This is a genomic window from Rhodococcus jostii RHA1 (assembly GCF_000014565.1).
Taxonomy (GTDB): Bacteria; Actinomycetota; Actinomycetes; order Mycobacteriales; family Mycobacteriaceae; genus Rhodococcus_F; species Rhodococcus_F jostii_A.
On record NC_008268.1, the window covers coordinates 5,920,956 to 5,939,874 of the forward strand.

Annotated in this window: 18 protein-coding genes; 9 read left to right on the forward strand and 9 right to left on the reverse strand. The window is 67.9% G+C overall.

The annotated features are described in order from the left end of the window. Positions 1–4: 4 nt before the first annotated feature. Both RHA1_RS50630 and RHA1_RS26825 read right to left on the reverse strand, forming a co-directional pair. Complete coding sequence (locus RHA1_RS50630) at positions 5–145, reverse strand: hypothetical protein (protein ID WP_162130654.1); 141 nt, start codon at positions 143–145, stop codon at positions 5–7. A 53-nt stretch (positions 146–198) separates the two neighbouring features. Next, positions 199–675: a hypothetical protein gene (locus tag RHA1_RS26825; RefSeq protein ID WP_009478762.1), complete on the reverse strand. Its 477-nt coding sequence runs from the start codon at positions 673–675 to the stop codon at positions 199–201. A 289-nt stretch (positions 676–964) separates the two neighbouring features. Here RHA1_RS26825 and RHA1_RS26830 point away from each other — a divergent pair, with 289 nt between their 5' ends. Both RHA1_RS26830 and RHA1_RS26835 read left to right on the forward strand, forming a co-directional pair. After that, a complete protein-coding gene (locus tag RHA1_RS26830; protein WP_025432069.1) occupies positions 965–1,591 on the forward strand; it encodes a response regulator in 627 nt (208 codons plus the stop codon). A 1-nt stretch (position 1,592) separates the two neighbouring features. Continuing rightward, positions 1,593–2,777 carry a sensor histidine kinase gene (locus RHA1_RS26835; RefSeq protein WP_009478763.1) on the forward strand — a complete coding sequence of 395 codons (1,185 nt, stop codon included), beginning with the start codon at positions 1,593–1,595 and terminating at the stop codon, positions 2,775–2,777. Positions 2,778–2,793: 16 nt separating this feature from the next. Here RHA1_RS26835 and RHA1_RS26840 read toward each other — a convergent pair whose 3' ends face one another. The 5 genes from RHA1_RS26840 to RHA1_RS26860 form a co-directional block, all read right to left on the reverse strand. Then, positions 2,794–3,357 (reverse strand): type 1 glutamine amidotransferase domain-containing protein, encoded by a 564-nt coding sequence (locus tag RHA1_RS26840; RefSeq protein ID WP_009478764.1) that lies wholly within the window; start codon positions 3,355–3,357, stop codon positions 2,794–2,796. Positions 3,358–3,426: 69 nt separating this feature from the next. Continuing rightward, on the reverse strand, positions 3,427–4,905 hold the full coding sequence (locus tag RHA1_RS26845) for an FAD-dependent oxidoreductase (RefSeq protein WP_011597687.1): 1,479 nt from the start codon (positions 4,903–4,905) through the stop codon (positions 3,427–3,429). After that, entirely contained in the window at positions 4,905–6,086 is a 1,182-nt protein-coding gene (locus RHA1_RS26850) for a zinc-dependent alcohol dehydrogenase (RefSeq protein WP_011597688.1), read from the reverse strand. The genes RHA1_RS26845 and RHA1_RS26850 overlap by 1 nt, the downstream gene beginning before the upstream one ends. Further along, positions 6,083–6,490: a ChaB family protein gene (locus RHA1_RS26855; RefSeq protein WP_011597689.1), complete on the reverse strand. Its 408-nt coding sequence runs from the start codon at positions 6,488–6,490 to the stop codon at positions 6,083–6,085. Before RHA1_RS26855 ends, RHA1_RS26850 begins: the two co-directional genes overlap by 4 nt. 58 nt (positions 6,491–6,548) lie before the next feature. Beyond that, a complete protein-coding gene (locus RHA1_RS26860) occupies positions 6,549–7,043 on the reverse strand; it encodes a CinA family protein (protein ID WP_009478768.1) in 495 nt (164 codons plus the stop codon). A 174-nt stretch (positions 7,044–7,217) separates the two neighbouring features. Between RHA1_RS26860 and RHA1_RS26865 the strand changes: the two genes are divergently transcribed. Both RHA1_RS26865 and RHA1_RS26870 read left to right on the forward strand, forming a co-directional pair. Next, positions 7,218–8,795 carry an AMP-binding protein gene (locus tag RHA1_RS26865; RefSeq protein ID WP_011597690.1) on the forward strand — a complete coding sequence of 526 codons (1,578 nt, stop codon included), beginning with the start codon at positions 7,218–7,220 and terminating at the stop codon, positions 8,793–8,795. Positions 8,796–8,906: 111 nt separating this feature from the next. Next, positions 8,907–10,073, forward strand: coding sequence for an FAD-binding oxidoreductase (locus tag RHA1_RS26870; RefSeq protein ID WP_009478770.1), 1,167 nt, complete (start codon positions 8,907–8,909; stop codon positions 10,071–10,073). 9 nt (positions 10,074–10,082) lie between these two features. Here RHA1_RS26870 and RHA1_RS26875 read toward each other — a convergent pair whose 3' ends face one another. Continuing rightward, complete coding sequence (locus RHA1_RS26875; RefSeq protein WP_011597691.1) at positions 10,083–10,835, reverse strand: FAD-binding oxidoreductase; 753 nt, start codon at positions 10,833–10,835, stop codon at positions 10,083–10,085. 59 nt (positions 10,836–10,894) lie between these two features. Continuing rightward, positions 10,895–12,115: a globin domain-containing protein gene (locus tag RHA1_RS26880; protein WP_011597692.1), complete on the reverse strand. Its 1,221-nt coding sequence runs from the start codon at positions 12,113–12,115 to the stop codon at positions 10,895–10,897. Between the two features lie 191 nt (positions 12,116–12,306). Between RHA1_RS26880 and RHA1_RS26885 the strand changes: the two genes are divergently transcribed. From RHA1_RS26885 to RHA1_RS26905, 5 genes are all read left to right on the forward strand, one after another. Next, entirely contained in the window at positions 12,307–13,344 is a 1,038-nt protein-coding gene (locus RHA1_RS26885) for an alpha/beta hydrolase (protein ID WP_009478773.1), read from the forward strand. 169 nt (positions 13,345–13,513) lie between these two features. Next, on the forward strand, positions 13,514–16,066 hold the full coding sequence (clpB, locus tag RHA1_RS26890; RefSeq protein WP_009478774.1) for an ATP-dependent chaperone ClpB: 2,553 nt from the start codon (positions 13,514–13,516) through the stop codon (positions 16,064–16,066). Between the two features lie 143 nt (positions 16,067–16,209). Next, positions 16,210–17,145 carry a DUF5666 domain-containing protein gene (locus tag RHA1_RS26895; RefSeq protein WP_011597694.1) on the forward strand — a complete coding sequence of 312 codons (936 nt, stop codon included), beginning with the start codon at positions 16,210–16,212 and terminating at the stop codon, positions 17,143–17,145. Positions 17,146–17,239: 94 nt separating this feature from the next. Next, positions 17,240–18,043: a TtfA family protein gene (locus RHA1_RS26900; protein ID WP_041812485.1), complete on the forward strand. Its 804-nt coding sequence runs from the start codon at positions 17,240–17,242 to the stop codon at positions 18,041–18,043. Between the two features lie 67 nt (positions 18,044–18,110). Then, the gene (locus RHA1_RS26905) at positions 18,111–18,905 is read left to right on the forward strand and encodes an SDR family NAD(P)-dependent oxidoreductase (protein WP_009478777.1); all 795 of its coding nucleotides are present in this window, start codon (positions 18,111–18,113) and stop codon (positions 18,903–18,905) included. Positions 18,906–18,919: the final 14 nt, after the last annotated feature.

The following is an 18,919-nucleotide window of genomic DNA, read 5'->3' on the forward strand; positions in this document are numbered from 1 at the left end:
CGGCTTATCGGTCGCGGTTGCCCCAGCGGGGCCCGCGACGGGTGCGTGATCGCGGAATGTTCATCTCCTCGAGACGTGCCTTGATCTCCTCGGTGGTCCACATCGTGCGGGAGACGGTGGGGGTGGGGGTCTCGGTGACGTGCATGATCATGTTCTGCGGCTTTCGTCGAGTGTTCGGTGGATGGTCGGGATCGGCTGTCAGGGGTGTCCGTACAGGTGGTAGCCGGCGTTCATGTTCGGGTAGCCCGAGTCGATCCAGCTGCTGATGCCGTAGGCGTGGCCGTAGTTGGCGTCGACGCGGGTTCCGTCCACGTCGGTCGTGTTGCTGTAGTTGTCGGCGCGGAACACGGCCTGGGCACCGCCGGGGAGCGAGTACGTGGCATCCACCTCGACGCCGTTCGGGTCGGTGGAGAATGCCTTCACGATCTGGCTGCTGTGCGGGGCGAGGTAGTCCGACGGCGCCTGAATCCACTGCCCGTAGGGGTTCGACGAACCCGCGAGGACCATCGGCAGGTCGGTGTCGTTGCTGATCGTCATCGCGATCGTCGGTCCCGATGTCGGCATCGTGCCCGCCGTGGCAACCCCGGCGGCGGCGATGGCGAATCCGGTGACGGCCACTGCGGTGGCGGGCAGTGCGATGAAGAGTGCGACGCGGCGACGGGCGGTGGTGCGCATGATGGCTTCTCCTGGGTTCTGGAACTTCGGGGGTCTGACGCTTTGGGGTGGAACGTCTGGGGCCGTGGGGTTTTCGGTTTCCGATCTCCCCGTTTCCGGTGTGTGTCAACTATGTCGTGAATGCGCGCCGTCGTCTGTCCACCGACAGGACGGAGGGCGGGATGAATCCGGTGTCCACCGATCGGGGGACAGCGGGCCCGCGAAGTGCTCCGCGCGGGCCTGCTCTCGTGAGAAAGTGAGCAATGGACTTCGCTGGAGTCGCTTCGCATCGGACCACGCCGTGAGCGCCGTGCGGGTCGTGGTGGGCGACGACCACCCGATCTTTCGGGACGGTGTCGTCCGTGCGCTCCTCGCGAGTGGCGACATCGAAGTGGTCGGTGAGGCGGACGACGGTGCGGCGGCGCTCGCCCTGATCCGCGAACTCGCCCCCGACGTCGCACTGCTCGACTATCGGATGCCGGAGCTCGACGGTTCCCAGGTGGCGGCGGCCGTGCGACGAGCCGAACTCGCCACGCGCGTGCTGCTGCTGTCTGCGCACGACGAATCCGCGATCGTGTACCACGCGTTGCAGGAGGGGGCGGCGGGATTCCTGCCGAAGGAGTCGACCCGGGCGGAGATCGTGAAAGCCGTCCTGGACTGCGCACAGGGCCGCGACGTCCTCCCCGCCTCCCTCGCGGTCGGACTGGCAGGCGAGGTGCGTCGTCGCAGTGAACCGGTCGGGCCGGCGCTGAGCGGTCGGGAGAAGGAAGTGCTGGCGCTCATTGCGCGCGGGCAGAGCATTCCCACGATCGCCGGTGAGCTGTACCTGGCGCCGTCGACGGTCAAGACCCATGTCCAGCGCCTCTACGAGAAGCTCGGGGTCAGCGACCGCGCCGCCGCGGTGGCCGAGGCGATGCGACGCGGCTTGCTGGAGTGACGTGCCGCATCCGTCCCAGAGTCGCGTAGTTCGTCGTTACAGCACCGAGGCGGTCCGGGTGACCGCCATACTCCGGTTACCGCTGATCGGTCTGATGGCGCTGCTCGGACCGGTGATCCGCGTGACGCACTGGCAACCCGACGTCTTCGCGGGGCTGCTGATCGGGTATGCGGCGGTCGCTCTCGGCTGGCTGATCTTCGTCCTGGTGCGGGACGTCGGACCGTGGGCGGGCTGGGTGTCCACGGCCGCGGACGTCACCGCGGTGGTGGCGTTGTGCGTCGTCTCCGGCGGCGCGACGTCGGTGCTGCTCCCGGTGTTCTTCCTGTTGCCGATCTCGGTGGCGTTTCAGTACCGGCCGCGTCTGACGGCGATCGTCGGCGTCTGCACCGCCGTCGGGTACCAGGTGGTGTGGATCGTCTACTCCAAGCGCGACGACGCAGTCGGCTTCCCCGACGAGGTGTACCTCTACTTCGGTTTCCTGTTGTGGCTCGCGGCCGCGACGACGGCGTTGTCGTACGTGCTGGTCCGGCGCTCTGCGACGGTGATCTCGCTGATGGATGTGCGCAGGCAGTTGATCGCCGAATCGATGGGTGCCGAGGAACGCGAGCGACGGCAACTGGCCGAGGACCTCCACGACGGGCCCCTGCAGAATGTGCTGGCCGCCCGGCTGGATGTGGAGGAGGCCCTGGAGCGGAACCCGGACGACATGCTCGTCGCCGCCGAGTCCGCCCTCCGCGAGACCGCGGCGCAGCTGCGGTCCACCGTCACCACACTGCATCCGCAGGTCCTCGCGCAGCTGGGCCTCACCGCGGCGCTGCGCGAGCTCGCGGATCTCTACGCCCGGCGGGGGTTCGAGATGACGGTGAGCGTCGACGACGTCGGTCACCCCGACTGCCAGGAGCTGCTCTACCGGGTGGCGCGGGAACTGCTCACCAACGTGTCGAAGCACGCCCGCGCCACCACGATCGAACTCGCACTCACCCGCGCCGGCGGGCGGACCACGCTGACGGTCGCCGACGACGGCGCCGGATTCGACCCGGCCGTCGTCCCGGAACGGGTGGCGCAGGGGCACATCGGACTGGCCTCGCACATCGTGCGGGTCGAAAGCCTCGGCGGCACCTTCGACGTCACGTCCTCACCCGGATCGGGCACCCGAGTGGTGGTGACGGTCCCGGACTCCGGCTGATCCAGGCCCGACGAGGTCACTGTGGGTGGCGGCCCTCGGCGAATTCCTCGACGATCTTCGCGCAGAACGCGGGTAGGTCGTCGGGGTTGCGGCTCGACACCAACCCGTTGTCGACCACCACTTCCTCGTCGACCACGGTTCCGCCCGCGTTGCGGATGTCGGTGCGCACGCTGGGATACGACGTGAGAGTGCGGCCGCGGACGACGTCGGCCTCGACCAACGTCCACGGTCCGTGGCAGATCACGCCCACTGGTTTGCCCGAATCGACGAAGTCGCGGACGAAGGCGACGGCGGACGCGTCCATCCGGAGGTGGTCGGGGTTCGTGGTACCGCCCGGCAGGATCAATGCGTCGAAGTCGGCGACCGACACGTCGCCGACGGCGGCGTCGACGGCATAGGTGCCTGCCGCGTTCACATCCGAGTTCATGGCCTGGATCTTGCCGGGGGACAACGAGATCAGCCGGACCTCCGCGCCGGCGTCCTCCACGGCCTTCCGGGGTTCGACGAGTTCGACTTCCTCGACGCCGTCGGTGGCCAGGATCGCGACCTTCCGGCCGCGAAGTGTCTCTGCCGATGTCATGGGCACTTCCTTCCTTTCGTGGGTACAAGCGACGGGTACCCAGGTGGCCCGCGGCCAATCGGGTGGGGATCAGAGCCGTCGGAGATCGGTGGTTGCGGGGCCCTCGAGAAGTGTTCCGCCGGCAGTGAATCGGGACCCGTGCAGCGGGCAGTCCCACGACGCCTCCGCATCGTTCCAGCGGAGCACACCACCGAGGTGCGGGCAGACGGCGCAGACCCGCTCGGTGTGACCGTTCGAGGTGTACTCGCCGACGGGCAGCAGTCCCTCTCGCACGATGCGAGCCCGGCCCTTCCCGCGTTGTCTCCCCACGAGTGCGTCGCCCCAGCCCGCAGCCATCTCCCTCGCCACCTCGCCGTTCGCCTTCACCGCCGCGGGAAGGTCGAAAAGCTGCGTCGGCGAATAGCTCTGGAAGGCCTCCGCCCACCGCATGTGGCCACCGAGAATGCGTCCGGCGAGCGCAAGAGCGGCGGCGACGCCGTTCGAGAGTCCCCACTTTCCGTACCCCGTCGCGACGAGAATGCCGTCTCTGCCGGGAACCAGTGGGCCGACGTAGGGAAGCGCGTTCAGCGAGGAGTAATCCTGCGCCGACCAGCGGTGGGTCGGCGTCGCCCCGGGAAAGTGACGGCCGGTCCAGGCCAGCAGATCGTCGACCGCGGCCTGTGGCGACGTGCTTCGCCCGACGTCGTGACCGTTGCCGCCGACGACCAGAACACGGCCGTCGTCGGCCGGGCGCAGCGACCGTGTGGGCTGATCGGCGGTCAGGTACATGCCGCCGGGGGCACCGCCCGGCACCCGGAACGCCGCCGCATAGGATCGCTCCGCCGTCAGCCGCGCGAAGAATCCTCCGCGGTCGAGGATCGGCGTTCCCGTCGCGAGAACCACGCGGCGGGCTTCGATGTCGCCGTCCGGCGTCGCCAGGACGTGGAATCGCACCAGCGTCCGGACCGATGTCACGCGACGGTGCTCGAACACGTCGCCGCCGTGCGTGATCAGGTCGCGGGCCACCGCATGGAGAACGGGCATCGGGTCCAGGAACGCCTGGTCGTCGATTGTGACGGCGTCGACGTGGGGCACCGGGATGTCGAGTTCCGGCACCAGGCGGACGGGCAGGCCCGCCGATCGGGCGGCCGTGTATTGAGCGCGCACCGCGTCGACGCCGGACTCGGTCTGCGCGAACGTGAAATCCGGTGCCGTGCCGACGGGAATCCCGCGGTCGTGGCAGTACCGGAGCAGCCACTGCTGGCCCTCCAGATTTCCCTCGACGTACGACCGCAGGATGTGCACTGCGTGACGTCGGCCGATCTCGGCGAGCCGGGTACCTTGCAGCACACTGACCTTGCCCGTGGTGTTCCCCGTCGTGACGGCGCCGATGGTCCGCGCTTCCACGACGGCGACGTGTTGTCCCGCACGGGCGAGCAGCAACCCGAGGATCAGTCCGGTCACCCCCGCGCCCACCACCACGGTGTCGTACCGTCCACGTTCGTCCCATGACCGCCCGGTGACCGCACCGCGGTGCCCGGCGACGTGATCGAGCCACAGAGAAGGCATTACGGCTTCAGGAGAATCTTCACAGCGCCGTCTTCCTTCTTCTGGAAGATCTCGTACGCGTGCGGCGCGTGGTCCAGTGGCAGTTCGTGAGTGGCGAACGTGTCGACGCCCAGGGGGTCGGCGTCGGTGAGCAACGGCAGAATGTCCGGGACCCACCGCTTCACGTTGGCCTGGCCCATCCGCACCTGAATCTGCTTGTCGAACAGGGTGAGCATCGGTATCGGGTCGGCCATTCCGCCGTACACCCCGATGAGCGAGAGGGTGCCGCCGCGCCGCACGATGTCGATGGCCGAGTACAGGGCGTGCAGCCGGTCGATTCCCACCGTCGACATCAGCGGGCCCGCGAGGGCGTCGGGCAGGTACGACGTGACCTGTTGCAGGAGTTTCGCGCCGGGGGAGCCGTGCGCTTCCATGCCGACGGCGTCGATGACGGAATCGGGGCCGCGGCCGCCGGTCATCTCCCGGATCACGTCGCCGAGTTCGCCCTCGGCGTCGGTCAGGTCGACCGTCTCGATGTGTCGTGCCTGCGGGCGGGCGAGACGCTCGGGCACGAGATCCACGCCGATGACACGAAAACCGTTGTGCGCAGCGATGCGTGCCGCCATGTCACCGATCGGCCCGAGCCCGAGAACGACGACGGAACCGCCGTCGGGTATGTCCGCGTACTCGACGGCCTGCCACGCCGTCGGCAGCACGTCGGACAGGTACACGAAGCGCGAATCCGGTGGGCCGTCGGGAACCGTGATGTGGGTGTTCTTCACGTGCGGCACCCGAAGATACTCGGCCTGGCCGCCGCGAACGCTCCCGTACAGTTTCGAATACCCGAACAGCGCCGCACCCGTACCCTCGTCCCGGTTCTGGGTGATCTCGCACTGCGTGAACAGCTTTCGGTCGCACATGTGGCAATTGCCGCAGGATATCTGGAACGGGATCACCACCCGGTCGCCGACCTTCACGTCGGTCACCTCGGACCCCACCTCGCGGACGATGCCCATCGGTTCGTGGCCGAGGATGTCGCCCTCGCTCATGAACGCGCCGAGCACCTCGTACAGGTGGAGGTCGGAGCCGCAGATGTTGGTGGTGGTGATCTCGACGATCGCGTCGGTCTTCTGTTCGATCACGGGGTCGGGGACGGTGTCGACGCTGACCTTCCGTTTGCCCTGCCACGTCACGGCTCTCATCGGGCTCTCCGGTTCGCCTTCTCGATCGCGTCGACGAGTTCGTCCTTGGTCATCGTGGACCGGCCGTGTATGTCGAGCCGCTGCGCGATGTGCACGAGATGGTCTTTGCTCGCATTGGCGTCGACTCCCTCGGCCGTCTCACCGGACGCGTTCGGGCCGCCGCTCTTCGCGCGCTCGTCCGACGGGCCCTTCTCGTCCTTGGCCTCCCAGTGGTCCCCGACCTTCTCGTAGCCGTGTTTGAGGGCGTCGTACGCGACGCGATGCGCCCGTTCCTCGTCCCCGTACTGATCCATTGCGGAGTCGTACACCTTGGCGAACGTGCGCTGCGCCTTCTCGGACGACTTCTTCAGCGTCTCGGGGAGCTCGCTCTTCTTCGGCTTGCCGCTGTCGGTGGTCTTCGGCACGGAATTCCTCCTCGGGTGTAGCGGTGCCCGTTCGGACGAATACCCGACTCTCGGAGATCTATGCGAGCGGCGGAGGAACTCGACCGGGCGCGGAGACCAACGCCTGCTCGAGCAGTTCCAGGGCACGGTCGGTCGTTGCGGTCACGACGTCCTGCGGTTCACCGTCGAATCGGTGCATCTCGGTGTCGATGCGGCCGTGAGCGAAGAGTCCGAACCAGACGGTCCCCGGCGGTTGCCCGTCCTGAGGGTCGGGGCCGCCCGCACCGGTCACCGCGACGGCGATGTCGGCTCCGAGCAGTTCGGCGACCGCTCCGGCCATCGCGCGGGCACTGGCCTCGCTGACGACGGGACCGTCCGGCACCTTCAGCACCCGGTGCTTCACTTCGCTGGAATACGCGACCACGCTGCCCCGATACCAGTCGGAGGAGGCGGGCGCCGCGCCGAGAATGCACGAGATCTGCCCGCCGGTGAGCGATTCCGCCGTTGCGAGGAAGACGTGCGCGCTCTGCGCAGCGGTCGAGATCCGTTCTGCGATTCGGTGCTGCGGACTCATGGACCTCACGTTATCGGACGTGTTCCGGCGCGGAGTTGCCGTCGGCACCCGCGAGCTAGGTGGAACAGGTTTCAGTTTTGCCGGTTTCCGGTTAGGGTGTCGGTGACCCAGGACACAGAAAATCCAGGCCGCCGGACCACGCGCCTCGGCGTCGCGGGAGTAGAAGGATTACAGATGACCGACGAGTTCGCAGATCTGCATCGACCCGCCTTCGCTGCAGACCTCCTCATCACTGCACTGGAACGCAACTCCGACAAGCCTGCGCTCTACCTCGGCGACGTCGTCCTCACCGGCGGTGAGATGCGCGATCAGATCAGTTGCTTTGCGCAGGCACTGGCTTCGCTCGGAATCGGTAAGGGCACGAGCACCGCCATGCTGTCCAAGAACAGGCCCGAAGTGCTCATCAGCATGGGCGCCACCATGATCTCCGGATGCCGCGCCAGCGCGCTGAACCCGATGGGCTCGCTCGACGACCATCTGTACATCGTCGGCGACGCCGAGATCCAGACGTTGATCTTCGATCCCACCGCCTTCGAGGAGCGCGCCGCCGAACTGGAGGCGCAGTCGCCCTCGATCGAGAACGTGTTGTCGTTGGGGCCGTCCGAAGTGGGCACCGACATTCTCGCGCTCGCCGAGACGTTCACCCCGCGACGCCTGCGGGCGGCGGACGTGGCCGCCGACGACAACAGCAGCATGGTCTACACCGGCGGCACCACCGGCAAGCCCAAGGGCGTCGTCGGCTCGTACCAGTCCGGCGCGACGCTCAATCAGATCCAGATGGCCGAATGGCAGTGGCCCGACGAACCGCGTTTCCTCATCTGCACGCCGCTGTCGCACGCCGGCGCCGCGTTCTTCATCCCGACCCTGCTGCGTGGTGGCGCGCTGATCGTGCTGCCCGCGTTCGAGCCCGGTGCCGTCCTCGAGGCGATCGAGAAGCACAAGATCTCGGCCACGATGCTCGTCCCCACCATGATCTACCTGCTGATGGATCACCCCGACCTGCCGAAGCGGGACGTGTCCAGCCTGCAGACGCTGTTCTACGGCGCTTCGGCGATGTCGCCGGCCCGGTTGAAGGAGGGCATCGAGAAGTTCGGCCAGATCTTCTTCCAGTTCTACGGCCAGACCGAATGCGGAATGACCATCGCGGTGCTGCGGAAGGAAGAGCACCTCGCGGACGATCCCAGCCGGCTCGCGACGTGCGGGCGTCCCGTGCCCTGGCTGAACGTCGCCCTGCTCGACGACGACCTGAACGAGGTCCCGCAGGGTGAGCTCGGCGAGATCTGCGTCCGCGGCCCGCTGGTCATGAAGGGGTACTGGAAGAAGCCCGACGAGACCGCCGAGGCGTTCCGCGGTGGCTGGCTGCACACGGGCGACGTCGCGCGCAGGGACAAAGACGGATTCATGACGATCGTCGACCGCAAGAAGGACATGATCGTCACCGGCGGATTCAACGTGTTCCCCCGGGAGATCGAGGACGTCATCTCGGCGCATCCCGCCGTCGGCTCGGTCGCGGTGGTCGGCGTTCCGGACGAGAAGTGGGGCGAGGCCGTCAAGGCGTGCGTCGTGTTACGGGCCGGGCAGACGGTCGATGCCGCCGAACTCGTCGAACGGGTACGGGCCGCGAAGGGATCGGTGCACGCCCCCAAATCGATCGACTTCGTCGACGCGCTGCCGCTGACCCCGCTCGGAAAACTGGACAAGAAGGCGCTGCGCGCCCGGTACTGGGAAAGTGCAGACCGAGCGGTCGGATAGCACGACCAGGGCGGGAAACAAGGGACCTGGTCTGCGGCGTGGCGCCCGCGCCTATAGTCTGCCCAAGTACTTCGCGGCGGGGCCGCGTTCGGTCGGTGACGAGGATGCGCGGTGGATTCACAGGCAATATCGCTGGTCCGGTCGAGTTTCAAGGCTATCGCGGCGGTGCCGGACGGGCCTCAGACTCTGTCGCGGTCCTTCTATGCCCTGCTGTTCGCGCGGTATCCCGACGCCCGGGACTTCTTCCCCGCGGCCATGGACGCGCAGCGCGACCGGTTGATCTCCGCCGTCCAGTACGTGATCGAACGGCTCGAGGAGGAATCCGGGCAGATCCTCGCCTACCTCGCCCAGCTCGGCCGCGACCACCGCAAGTACGGAATCGAGGACGCGCACTACGTCGCCGTCGGCAACTCCCTGATCGCCGCGGTCGAGCAGTTCCCCTCGACCGAGCCGTGGACCGACGAACTCGAGCAGGCGTGGCGCGACGTCCTCGCCGTCGTCGCCGCCACCATGATGGATGCGGCCAACGCCGAGAGCGGCCCGCCGGCGTGGGGCGCGACCGTGATCGAGCACCTTCAGGTCCGCAAGGACGTGTCGATCGTCCGCCTGCAACTCGACGAGCCGATGACCTACACCGCCGGCCAGTACGTGAGCGTGCAGGTGCCGTCGCGTCCCCGGATGTGGCGGTACCTGTCACCGGCGAACCCCGCCAACGACCAGGGCATCATCGAGTTCCACGTCCGACGGGTGTCGGGCGGCTGGGTCAGCCCCGCCATCGTCAGCCAGACCCTCGTGGGTGAGCGGTGGGCGATCGGATCCCCGCTCGGCGACCTGGGAGTCCGCTACGGCAACAGTCGCGACATCCTCATGATCGGATCGGGGACGGGCATCGCCCCGCTGCGCGCGCAGATCCTCCAGATGTCGCAACGCGGACAGGACCGCCGCGTCCACCTCTTCTTCGCCGGCCGGTACCCCTGCGACCTCTACGACCTGGGCACCCTGTGGGCACTCGCGGAGCAGAATCCGTGGCTGACCGTCGTCCCGGTCACCGAGGAGGACGAGGACCCGTGGTGGTACACCGGCCCGAGCAGCGCCGCGTTGCCCGGCATGCACCGCCGGCTGACCGGCAAAGTGGGGCAGGTCGTCGCCGACTTCGGGACGTGGGCCGAGCGCGACATCCAGCTCGTCGGCTCCGACGCGATGATCAACACCACCAAGTTCCGGCTGCACGCGGCGGGCACTCCGCCGGAAAACATCCGGCACGATCCGTCCTACTGACCCGAAGGCTCAGTACGGGTCGAACTGAATGTTCGCCGTGGGCGTCCCGGTGTCGCGGAGACGGTCGAGGGTGGCGCGGACCATCGCCGCCGAACCGCACACCAGCACCTGGTGCTCGGTGAACGCGCCGTAGGACGTCACGACGTCGGGCAGTGAGCCCTCGATGAGATCGTCCTCGGTGAACCCCACGTCCACTCTGGTGCGCTCGTACCATTCGTCGGTCCAGTCCGGATTCACGACGTTCTCCACCACCGGAATGACGGTGAGCCACGGCAGATCCTGCAGCAGCAGGTAGAGCATGTCCGACGCGTAGAGATCGCGCGGCGTCCGATCGCCCGTGAACAGGAACACCCGCGGCGGATTCGGCCTGCGCGACAGGTCCAGCAGGATCGACCGGAACGGGGCCAGGCCGGTGCCGCCGGCGATCATGATGACGTCCGGCCCGTCCTCGTCGACGGACATCGTGCCGCGCGGTTCGAGGATCTGCCACTGGTCGCCGGGCGACGTCCCCGTGACGATGTCGCCGCTGACCCAGCCGCCGGGAACCGTCCGAACGTGGAATTCGAGCTTGCCGTCCAACGACGGCGGCAGAGCGGGGGAGAGTCTGCGCAGCAGCCGCGGGTTCTGGGGCACGCTCACGTCCACGTACTGCCCCGGCACGAACGGGACGTAATCACCGACGAGGCGGATCACGGCGAGGTCGTGCCGCAGACGGTGATGCTCGACGACGGTGCTGGTCCAGGTGGTCTGCGTGGCTTGCATGGCGTGATGTTCTCCCGACGGTCGAACCGGATGGCGGATGGGCGGGGACGGCTGCGGAACTAGATCAGGGGGTCGTGCCGGATCAGTTCGGGCGGTGTACCGCCGCCCTGCAACGCGTACACGGTGGTCTTGATCATCGCCGGCGAACCGGAGATCTGGATCTGCCGGTCCGCCCACGACCCGAACCGGGCGACGACGCGGCCGAGCTGCCCCTGGAGTCGTTGATGCAATCCCGGCGGCGCCTCCGGAGCGGGAATCGTGTGCCACCACGGGTCCTCGTCCTCCTCCGACACGGGAACCACGGTCAGCCACGGATTGCTCAGCGACAGATGCCACAGGGTCTCGATGTCGTACAGATCGCACGGGTACTTGCCGCCCACGAACATGTGGACCCGCGGATTGTTCGACCGCATCGCCATTTCCATCACCTGGGCGCGCAGCGGCGCGATGCCCGTCCCCGAACCGATCATCAGGACGTCCTGCCCGCTGTCGCGGTCGACCTCGAGGCCACCGAGCGGGGAGCTGAGCAGCCAGCGGTCGCCCACCTGCGTCTCGTTCACGATGGCGGGGCTCACCCACCCACCCGACACGCGGCGCACGTGGAACTCGAGCTGACCGTACGGATTGGCGGGGATGGCCGCCGACAGATACCGCCACATCCGGGGCCGTTGCGGGATCTGGACGCTGAGGTACTGGCCCGCACCGTAGGGGATGGGGGAGTCGGTCTCGAGACGGACGATCGCGAGGTCGTCGAGGCGGCGTTCGTGATCGACCACGGTGGCGCCCCACGCGGCGGGCAGGTCGTCGTTGTCCGCGGCGTCGGCCATCGTGTGGAGGAGGAGGTCGAGCAGTTCCGTCCAGGCCGCGGTCAGCGAGGGTGTCCAGATGGCCTGGGTGAAGGAGCTCTGCACGGAGACCAGCAGCGCATTGCCCGACGCGAAGTAGTGCCTGCCCTCGACGCCGTACTTGCGGTGGTCGCGGCCGAGCTGGCTCAGGAAACCGAGGACCCGGCCCTCGTCGTCGAGGTTGTCGATGACGAACTGCAGTGCCTGGAACAGGCGGTGGCCCTGCTGATCCAGCGCAGCAGGGAAGAGCGCGCGGAATTCGGGGTGCTCGGCGAACAGGGTGGCGTAGAACGTGGTGGTGAGCCGGTAGCGTCCGTGTTCGGTGGACACGATCGACGAAAAGCTGGCGCGCAGACGCGAAATCACGAGCGGATCGAGGCAATCTCGTGTCAAGCCGTCCCCTGCCTCCGTGCCTGCTGATTCGAACACCCGCATTCTAGCCGTCCCGCGCGCGGACCCGGGGTTACGGCAACGGCCGGTTGGGCGTTCGCCCCCGGTATTTCGGTGGGTCGCCATTGAGCTGTGACCACCGGCAAGGCACGATGCATCCAGTAAACAGGCGGCGTTACCGAGGGGGGCCCATGAGAGTTGGCTGTGTGCGGGATCGGGGTCGGTTTCGTCCGGGGGTGGCCGGTTCGGTCCGGGTTCGCCGGACCGCCGCCGCCGTCGTGGCGGCCGTGATGTTGACGGTGATCAGCGGCGGAAGCGTCGTCTCGGCGGAACCACGGACGACGATCGAGTCGATCTCGGCCGACGAGGCGCCCGACGGTTCGCGGTTGATCGAAGTCACCCCGGTGGGTGAATCGCAGATGAGCTTCACCGTCCACTCGACCGCCATGGACAAGGACATCACCGTCCGGGTCATCCGGGCCGCGTCGGAGAAGCGTCCCACCGTCTACATGCTCGGCGGCGTCGAGGGGAACTCCGAGCAGTTCGGCTGGGAGCAGAAGGCGGACATCGAGAAGTTCTTCTCCGACAAGGACGTCAACGTGGTCATCCCGTTCGGTGGCCAGTCCAGTTACTACGCGGACTGGAAGCAGGACGATCCCGAACTCGGGCGGAACAAGTGGCAGACGTTCCTGACGAAGGAACTGCCGCCCATCGTCGACTCGGCGCTCGAGACGACCGGGAAGAACGCCATCGCCGGGCTGTCCATGTCGGCCACCAGCGTGCTCAACCTCGCGATCTCCAAGCCCGGGCTGTATCAGAGCGTCGGGGCGTACAGCGGGTGCGCGATGACGAGCGACCCGGTGGCGCGCCGGTTCGTCGAGATCACGGTGTCGGACTTCGGCGGCAACCCCGAGAACATGTGGGGTGCGGCCAACGATCCGCTGTGGGCCGCGAACGATCCGTACGTCAACGCGGAGAAGCTCCGGGGGACCACCCTCTACATCTCCAACGGCAGCGGGCTGCCGGGACCGTACGACACTCTCGACGCCCGGACCGTCGGCGGCGACCGCCGCAACCTCGCGACGCAGGTCGTGGTCGGTGGTGTCATCGAGGCCGTCACCAACGACTGCACGATGCGGCTGGCGGAGAAACTCCGCGCCCTGGACATTCCGGCCACGGTCGACCTCCGGCCGGTCGGAACACACTCGTGGGGGTACTGGCGCGACGACCTGTCCGCGTCCTGGCCGACGATGGCGGCCGCGATCGGGGCCTGACATCCCGCCCCGCGAAGCGTCGCGGGGCGACAGAATGGGTGTAGCGGAACTTTTTTTAAAGTTGAGCGGAACAGACTCAACCCTTCGCGCGTTAAAAAGATGACAGCGTCGCCACGTGCCACTCGGCCGCAGGCGGCGGACCGCTCTACAACGCCAGAAGAGGTGAACAGTGGACTCGTTCAATCCGACCACCAAGACCCAGGCCGCGATGACCGCTGCGCTCCAGTCGGCGTCGTCGGCCGGTAATCCCGACATCAGGCCCGCGCACCTGCTCGTGGCCCTGCTCGACCAGACCGACGGCATCGCCGCCCCGCTGCTCAAGGCGGTCGGCGTCGATCCCACCGTGGTCCATCGTGAAGGGCAGGATCTCGTCGACCGGCTGCCCAAGACGACGGGCGCCACGACCACACCGCAGCTCGGCCGCGAGGCCCTTGCCGCACTCACCGCAGCACAGCACCTCGCCACCGAACTCGACGACGAGTACGTGTCGACGGAACACCTGATGGTCGGTCTCGCCTCGGGTGAGTCGGACGTGGCCGGACTGCTGAAGCGGCACGGCGCCACCCCCGAGGCGCTGCGTGATGCGTTCACCACGGTCCGCGGCAGTGCGCGCGTCACCAGCCCGGATCCGGAAGGGACGTACCAGGCGCTCGAGAAGTACTCCACCGACCTCACCGCGCTGGCCCGCAACGGCAAGCTCGACCCGGTGATCGGCCGCGACAACGAGATCCGCCGCGTCGTGCAGGTACTCAGCCGCCGGACCAAGAACAACCCGGTGCTGATCGGCGAACCCGGTGTCGGCAAGACCGCCATCGTCGAGGGACTCGCCCAGCGCATCGTCGCAGGCGACGTTCCCGAATCGCTGCGCGGCAAGTCCGTGATCTCCCTCGACCTCGGATCGATGGTGGCGGGCGCCAAGTACCGCGGCGAGTTCGAGGAGCGACTCAAGGCCGTCCTCGACGACATCAAGAACTCGGCCGGTCAGGTCATCACGTTCATCGACGAGCTCCACACCATCGTCGGTGCGGGTGCCACCGGTGAGTCCGCGATGGACGCGGGCAACATGATCAAGCCGATGCTCGCCCGAGGTGAGCTGCGGCTCGTCGGCGCGACCACGCTCGAGGAGTACCGCAAGTACATCGAGAAGGACGCCGCCCTCGAACGTCGCTTCCAGCAGGTGCTGGTGGGTGAACCCTCCGTCGAGGACACCGTCGGCATCCTGCGCGGGCTCAAGGAGCGGTACGAGGTGCACCACGGTGTGCGCATCACCGACTCCGCGCTCGTCGCCGCCGCCACGCTCAGCGACCGCTACATCACGTCCCGGTTCCTGCCGGACAAGGCGATCGACCTCGTCGACGAGGCCGCGTCCCGGCTGCGGATGGAGATCGACTCGCGACCCGAGGAGATCGACACCGTCGAACGCATCGTCCGCCGGCTCGAGATCGAGGAGATGGCGCTGCAGAAGGAATCCGACGCGGCGTCGAAGGACCGGCTCGAAAAGCTGCGGCAGGAACTGGCCGACGAACGCGAGAAGCTCAACCAGCTGACCACCCGCTGGCAGAACGAGAAGCAAGCCATCGACTCCGTGCGCGGGGTCAAGGAGCAGCTCGAGACGCTGCGCGGCGAGGAGGAACGCGCCGAACGCGACGGCGACCTCGGCCGGGCCGCGGAGCTGCGGTACGGCCGCATCCCGCAGCTCGAGAAGGAACTCGAGCAGGCGGCCCGCGAGTCCGGCGCCGCCGCCGACGGCGACGTCATGCTCAAGGAGGAAGTGGGTCCCGACGACGTCGCAGACGTGGTCGCCGCATGGACCGGCATCCCGGCCGGCCGCATGATGGAGGGCGAGACCGCCAAGCTGCTGCGGATGGAATCCGAACTCGGCAAGCGGGTCGTCGGCCAGGAAGAGGCCGTCGTCGCCGTATCGGATGCGGTTCGCCGCGCCCGCGCCGGAGTCGCCGACCCCAACCGGCCCACCGGTTCGTTCCTGTTCCTCGGGCCCACCGGCGTCGGCAAGACTGAACTCGCGAAATCCCTCGCCGACTTCCTGTTCGACGACGAGCGCGCCATGGTCCGCATCGACATGTCCGAGTACAGCGAGAAGCATTCGGTGGCCCGGCTCGTCGGCGCCCCGCCCGGATACGTCGGGTACGAGGCGGGCGGCCAGCTCACCGAGGCCGTGCGACGGCGTCCGTACACGGTGGTGCTGTTCGACGAGGTGGAGAAGGCGCACCCCGACGTGTTCGACATCCTGCTCGCCGTCCTCGACGAAGGCCGGCTGACGGACGGTCAGGGACGCACCGTCGACTTCCGCAACACCATCTTGATCCTCACGTCCAACCTCGGTGCGGGTGGATCGCGGGAGCAGGTGATGGATGCGGTGCGGCACGCGTTCAAGCCGGAGTTCATCAACCGGCTCGACGACGTCGTGATCTTCGAGTCGCTCACGGAAGAGCAGCTCGAGTCCATCGTCGACATCCAGCTCGACCAGCTGTCCCGCCGGCTCGCGGCGCGGCGGCTGACGCTGGATGTATCCGACTCGGCCCGCTTCTGGCTGGCGGTCCGCGGCTACGACCCCATGTACGGGGCCAGGCCGCTGCGCCGGCTGATCCAGCAGGCGATCGGCGACCAGCTGGCGAAGCTGCTGCTCGCCGGTGACGTCAAGGACGGCGACACCGTCCCCGTGAAGGTGTCCGAGACCGGGGACGCGCTCGTCCTCGGCTGATCCGTGGGTGAGTGGCGCGGTGTGCTCCCGCACGCCGTGCCACTCACCTGTGTTTTCACAGCGACGTCTTAAGTTTCGCCGTTACCCTGGACCGTCCGTAACCGCAGCACACCGGCCAGACGAACCCGAGGGAGGGGCCGATCATGACGAACCCCGACGACCCGCGCACCCCACAGGAACGTGCGTACGACGGAACGGAGTCGTGGACCCCCGACGATTCCGCGTCGAGGGCTGGTGACGAGGACCCCACCCAGGCATGGTCGCGACAGGACCAGCCGACCGAGCACCTCGGATCGGCTGAGCAGCGCACCGAGCACCTGGGTGACGCAGGCAGGCCGACCGAGCAGTTCTACACGTCCGATCCGACCGCGGCGTACGGGCAGAACCAGCCCAATCCCACCCAGGCCTACCCGACCTACGATCCGCGGTACGACCCGCAGGCTCCGCCGCCGAACGCCACGCAGGCGTACCCGCCGTACGACGCCCAGCAGTACCAGGGCGGATATCCGACGGGGCAGTACCCGAACCCCCAGTACCCGGGCTCGCAGTACCAGGCGCCGGTCGCGGAGAATCCCGAGGAGAAGAAGCCCCGGCGGATCGGCACCTGGATCGCCGCCACGGCAGCCGCACTGCTGTTGATCGCCGTCATCGGTTTCGGTGTCGCCCTCGTCACGTCCGCGCCCAACAACTCCTCGAGCACCACGGCCGCAGGCCCGACCACGTCCCGTCCGCCCGCCACGACAGCGCCGCCGAAGACGACACCGCCGCCGTCGACCACGTCGGAGTCGCCGCTCGATCAACTTCCCGGCGGAATCGGCGAGGCCATCGGTGCTGCGGGCGCCGCGTTCGGAACGATCAGCGCCAACGACGGCTCCACACTCACCCTGGACGCCCTCGGCGGTTCCCGGTTGACGGTTCAGACCAACGCGCAGACCAACGTGATCGCACTCGACGGCACCACGGTCGCCGATCTGAAGCCCGGGTTCACCGTGATGGTGCAGGGAACGAAGGTCGAGAACGGCACGATGATGGCCGAGACGATCATCAGCACCGAGCTGCCGAAGCTCGGCGGTAACTGAGACGATGGGTCCGGGCAAAACCGACACGGGGTGTCCGGGTACCGCTTCGCCTCGTAACGGCGTCGACTCGCTAGGCTGATCACCGATGACGGGAATGTGGTTCGTACTGGCGTTGATCGCACTCGCAGGCGCGTGCGCGCTGCTCTATTTCGATCGCTCGCGTCGTGATCAGACAGGTCGGGTGCGGCAGATCTGGGCCAAGGCCCAGGGCTACACATACGACAACGTCGAAGAGAAGCTGCCCGGCCAGTTCCATCGCGCCGCGCTGGCCAAGCAGGAGTACCTCAGCGCCATCGATGTGGTGAAGGGCGAACGCCGGGGCGAGTCGTTCATTCTGTTCGACCTCGAGGAGACCGCGACCATCGTCGCCGTGCGCCGCCGTGTGGGCTCAGACGTCGACATCGACCTGCGCCTCAAGTCGACCCCGCCGCCGAAGGACTCGGATCTCGAACTCCTCGGTGCCATCGGACCGCGGGTCGTGTTCGCCACCGACCTCGAAATCGCCCGCAGGGTCTGCGATCAGCGCATGGTGGCGTTCACCGAGTCGGTGCCGCCGCACGTGAACATGCTGTGGAGCGAGGGCGAGTGGACCCTCGGTTCGCTGCCCATCGGCAGCAGCGGACGCGAGTGGGATTCGGCCATCGAGGCCGTCGCCCGGCTGTCCGGCATCCTGCACGTCCTGCCCCCGATCACCGAACCGCGGGGACTCGACCGTGGCCACCACGACCCGAGCCGGCCGCGACTGCGGGAAGGCGCTCCCGCCGAGGCGCGTCCCGCGCGTCCGGCGTCTCCCCGGCAGCAGACCCCAGGCGCTCCCCGCCCGCCGGCCCCCGGCGCTCCCCGTCAGCAGACCCCCGGCACTCCTCGCCCGCCGGCCCCCGGCGCTCCGCGCCCGTGAGTGCCTGACGAGTCCTGGGACTCGTTAACCGCGCACAGGCGCGCAGCGCCTTGCTACCGTCACCGGTATGTCGACGCCCCCCAGTTCCGCCCGACCCGTTGCCCTCGTCACCGGCCCGACGTCGGGGCTCGGTGCCGGTTTCGCGAGGAAGTTCGCGTCTCTCGGTTACGACCTCGTGCTCGTCGCGCGTGACGAATCCCGCTTGCAGGCCCTCGCCGACGAGATGAAGGCGTTGTTCGACACCGAGTCCGAGATCCTGCAGGCCGATCTGGCGACGGCGTCCGGGCGCGAGGAAGTGGCGCAGCGCCTCGGGAAGGGTGTCGAGGTGCTGGTCAACAACGCCGGATTCGGCACGTCGGGCGAATTCTGGACGGCGACGCCGGAGCTGTTGCAGTCCCAGCTGGACGTGAACGTGACCGCCGTCATGCAGCTGACCCGCGCGGCGCTGCCCACGATGATCGCGTCGGCGAACGGCACCGTCATCAACGTGGCGAGCGTCGCCGGCCTGCTGTCCGGGCGGGGATCGACCTATTCGGCGAGCAAGGCGTACGTGATTTCGTTCTCCGAGGGATTGGCGAACGGGCTGGGCGGCACGGGTGTGCGGATCCAGGCGCTGTGCCCGGGGTTCATTCGCACCGAGTTCCACGAGCGCGCGGGCATCGAGATGAGTTCGATTCCGAAGCCGATGTGGCTGAGCGTCGACCAGGTGGTCGCGGCGTCGCTGGCCGACCTCGAGGACGGCAAGGTCGTGAGCATTCCCGGTCTCCAGTACAAGGTGCTGACGACTGCCGGTCGCCTCGTCCCGAAGAGTCTGGTCCGAAGGTTGACCAACGTGTTCGGCCGGGGGCGTGCCCGCACGTAGAGGTGGGTAGGGTT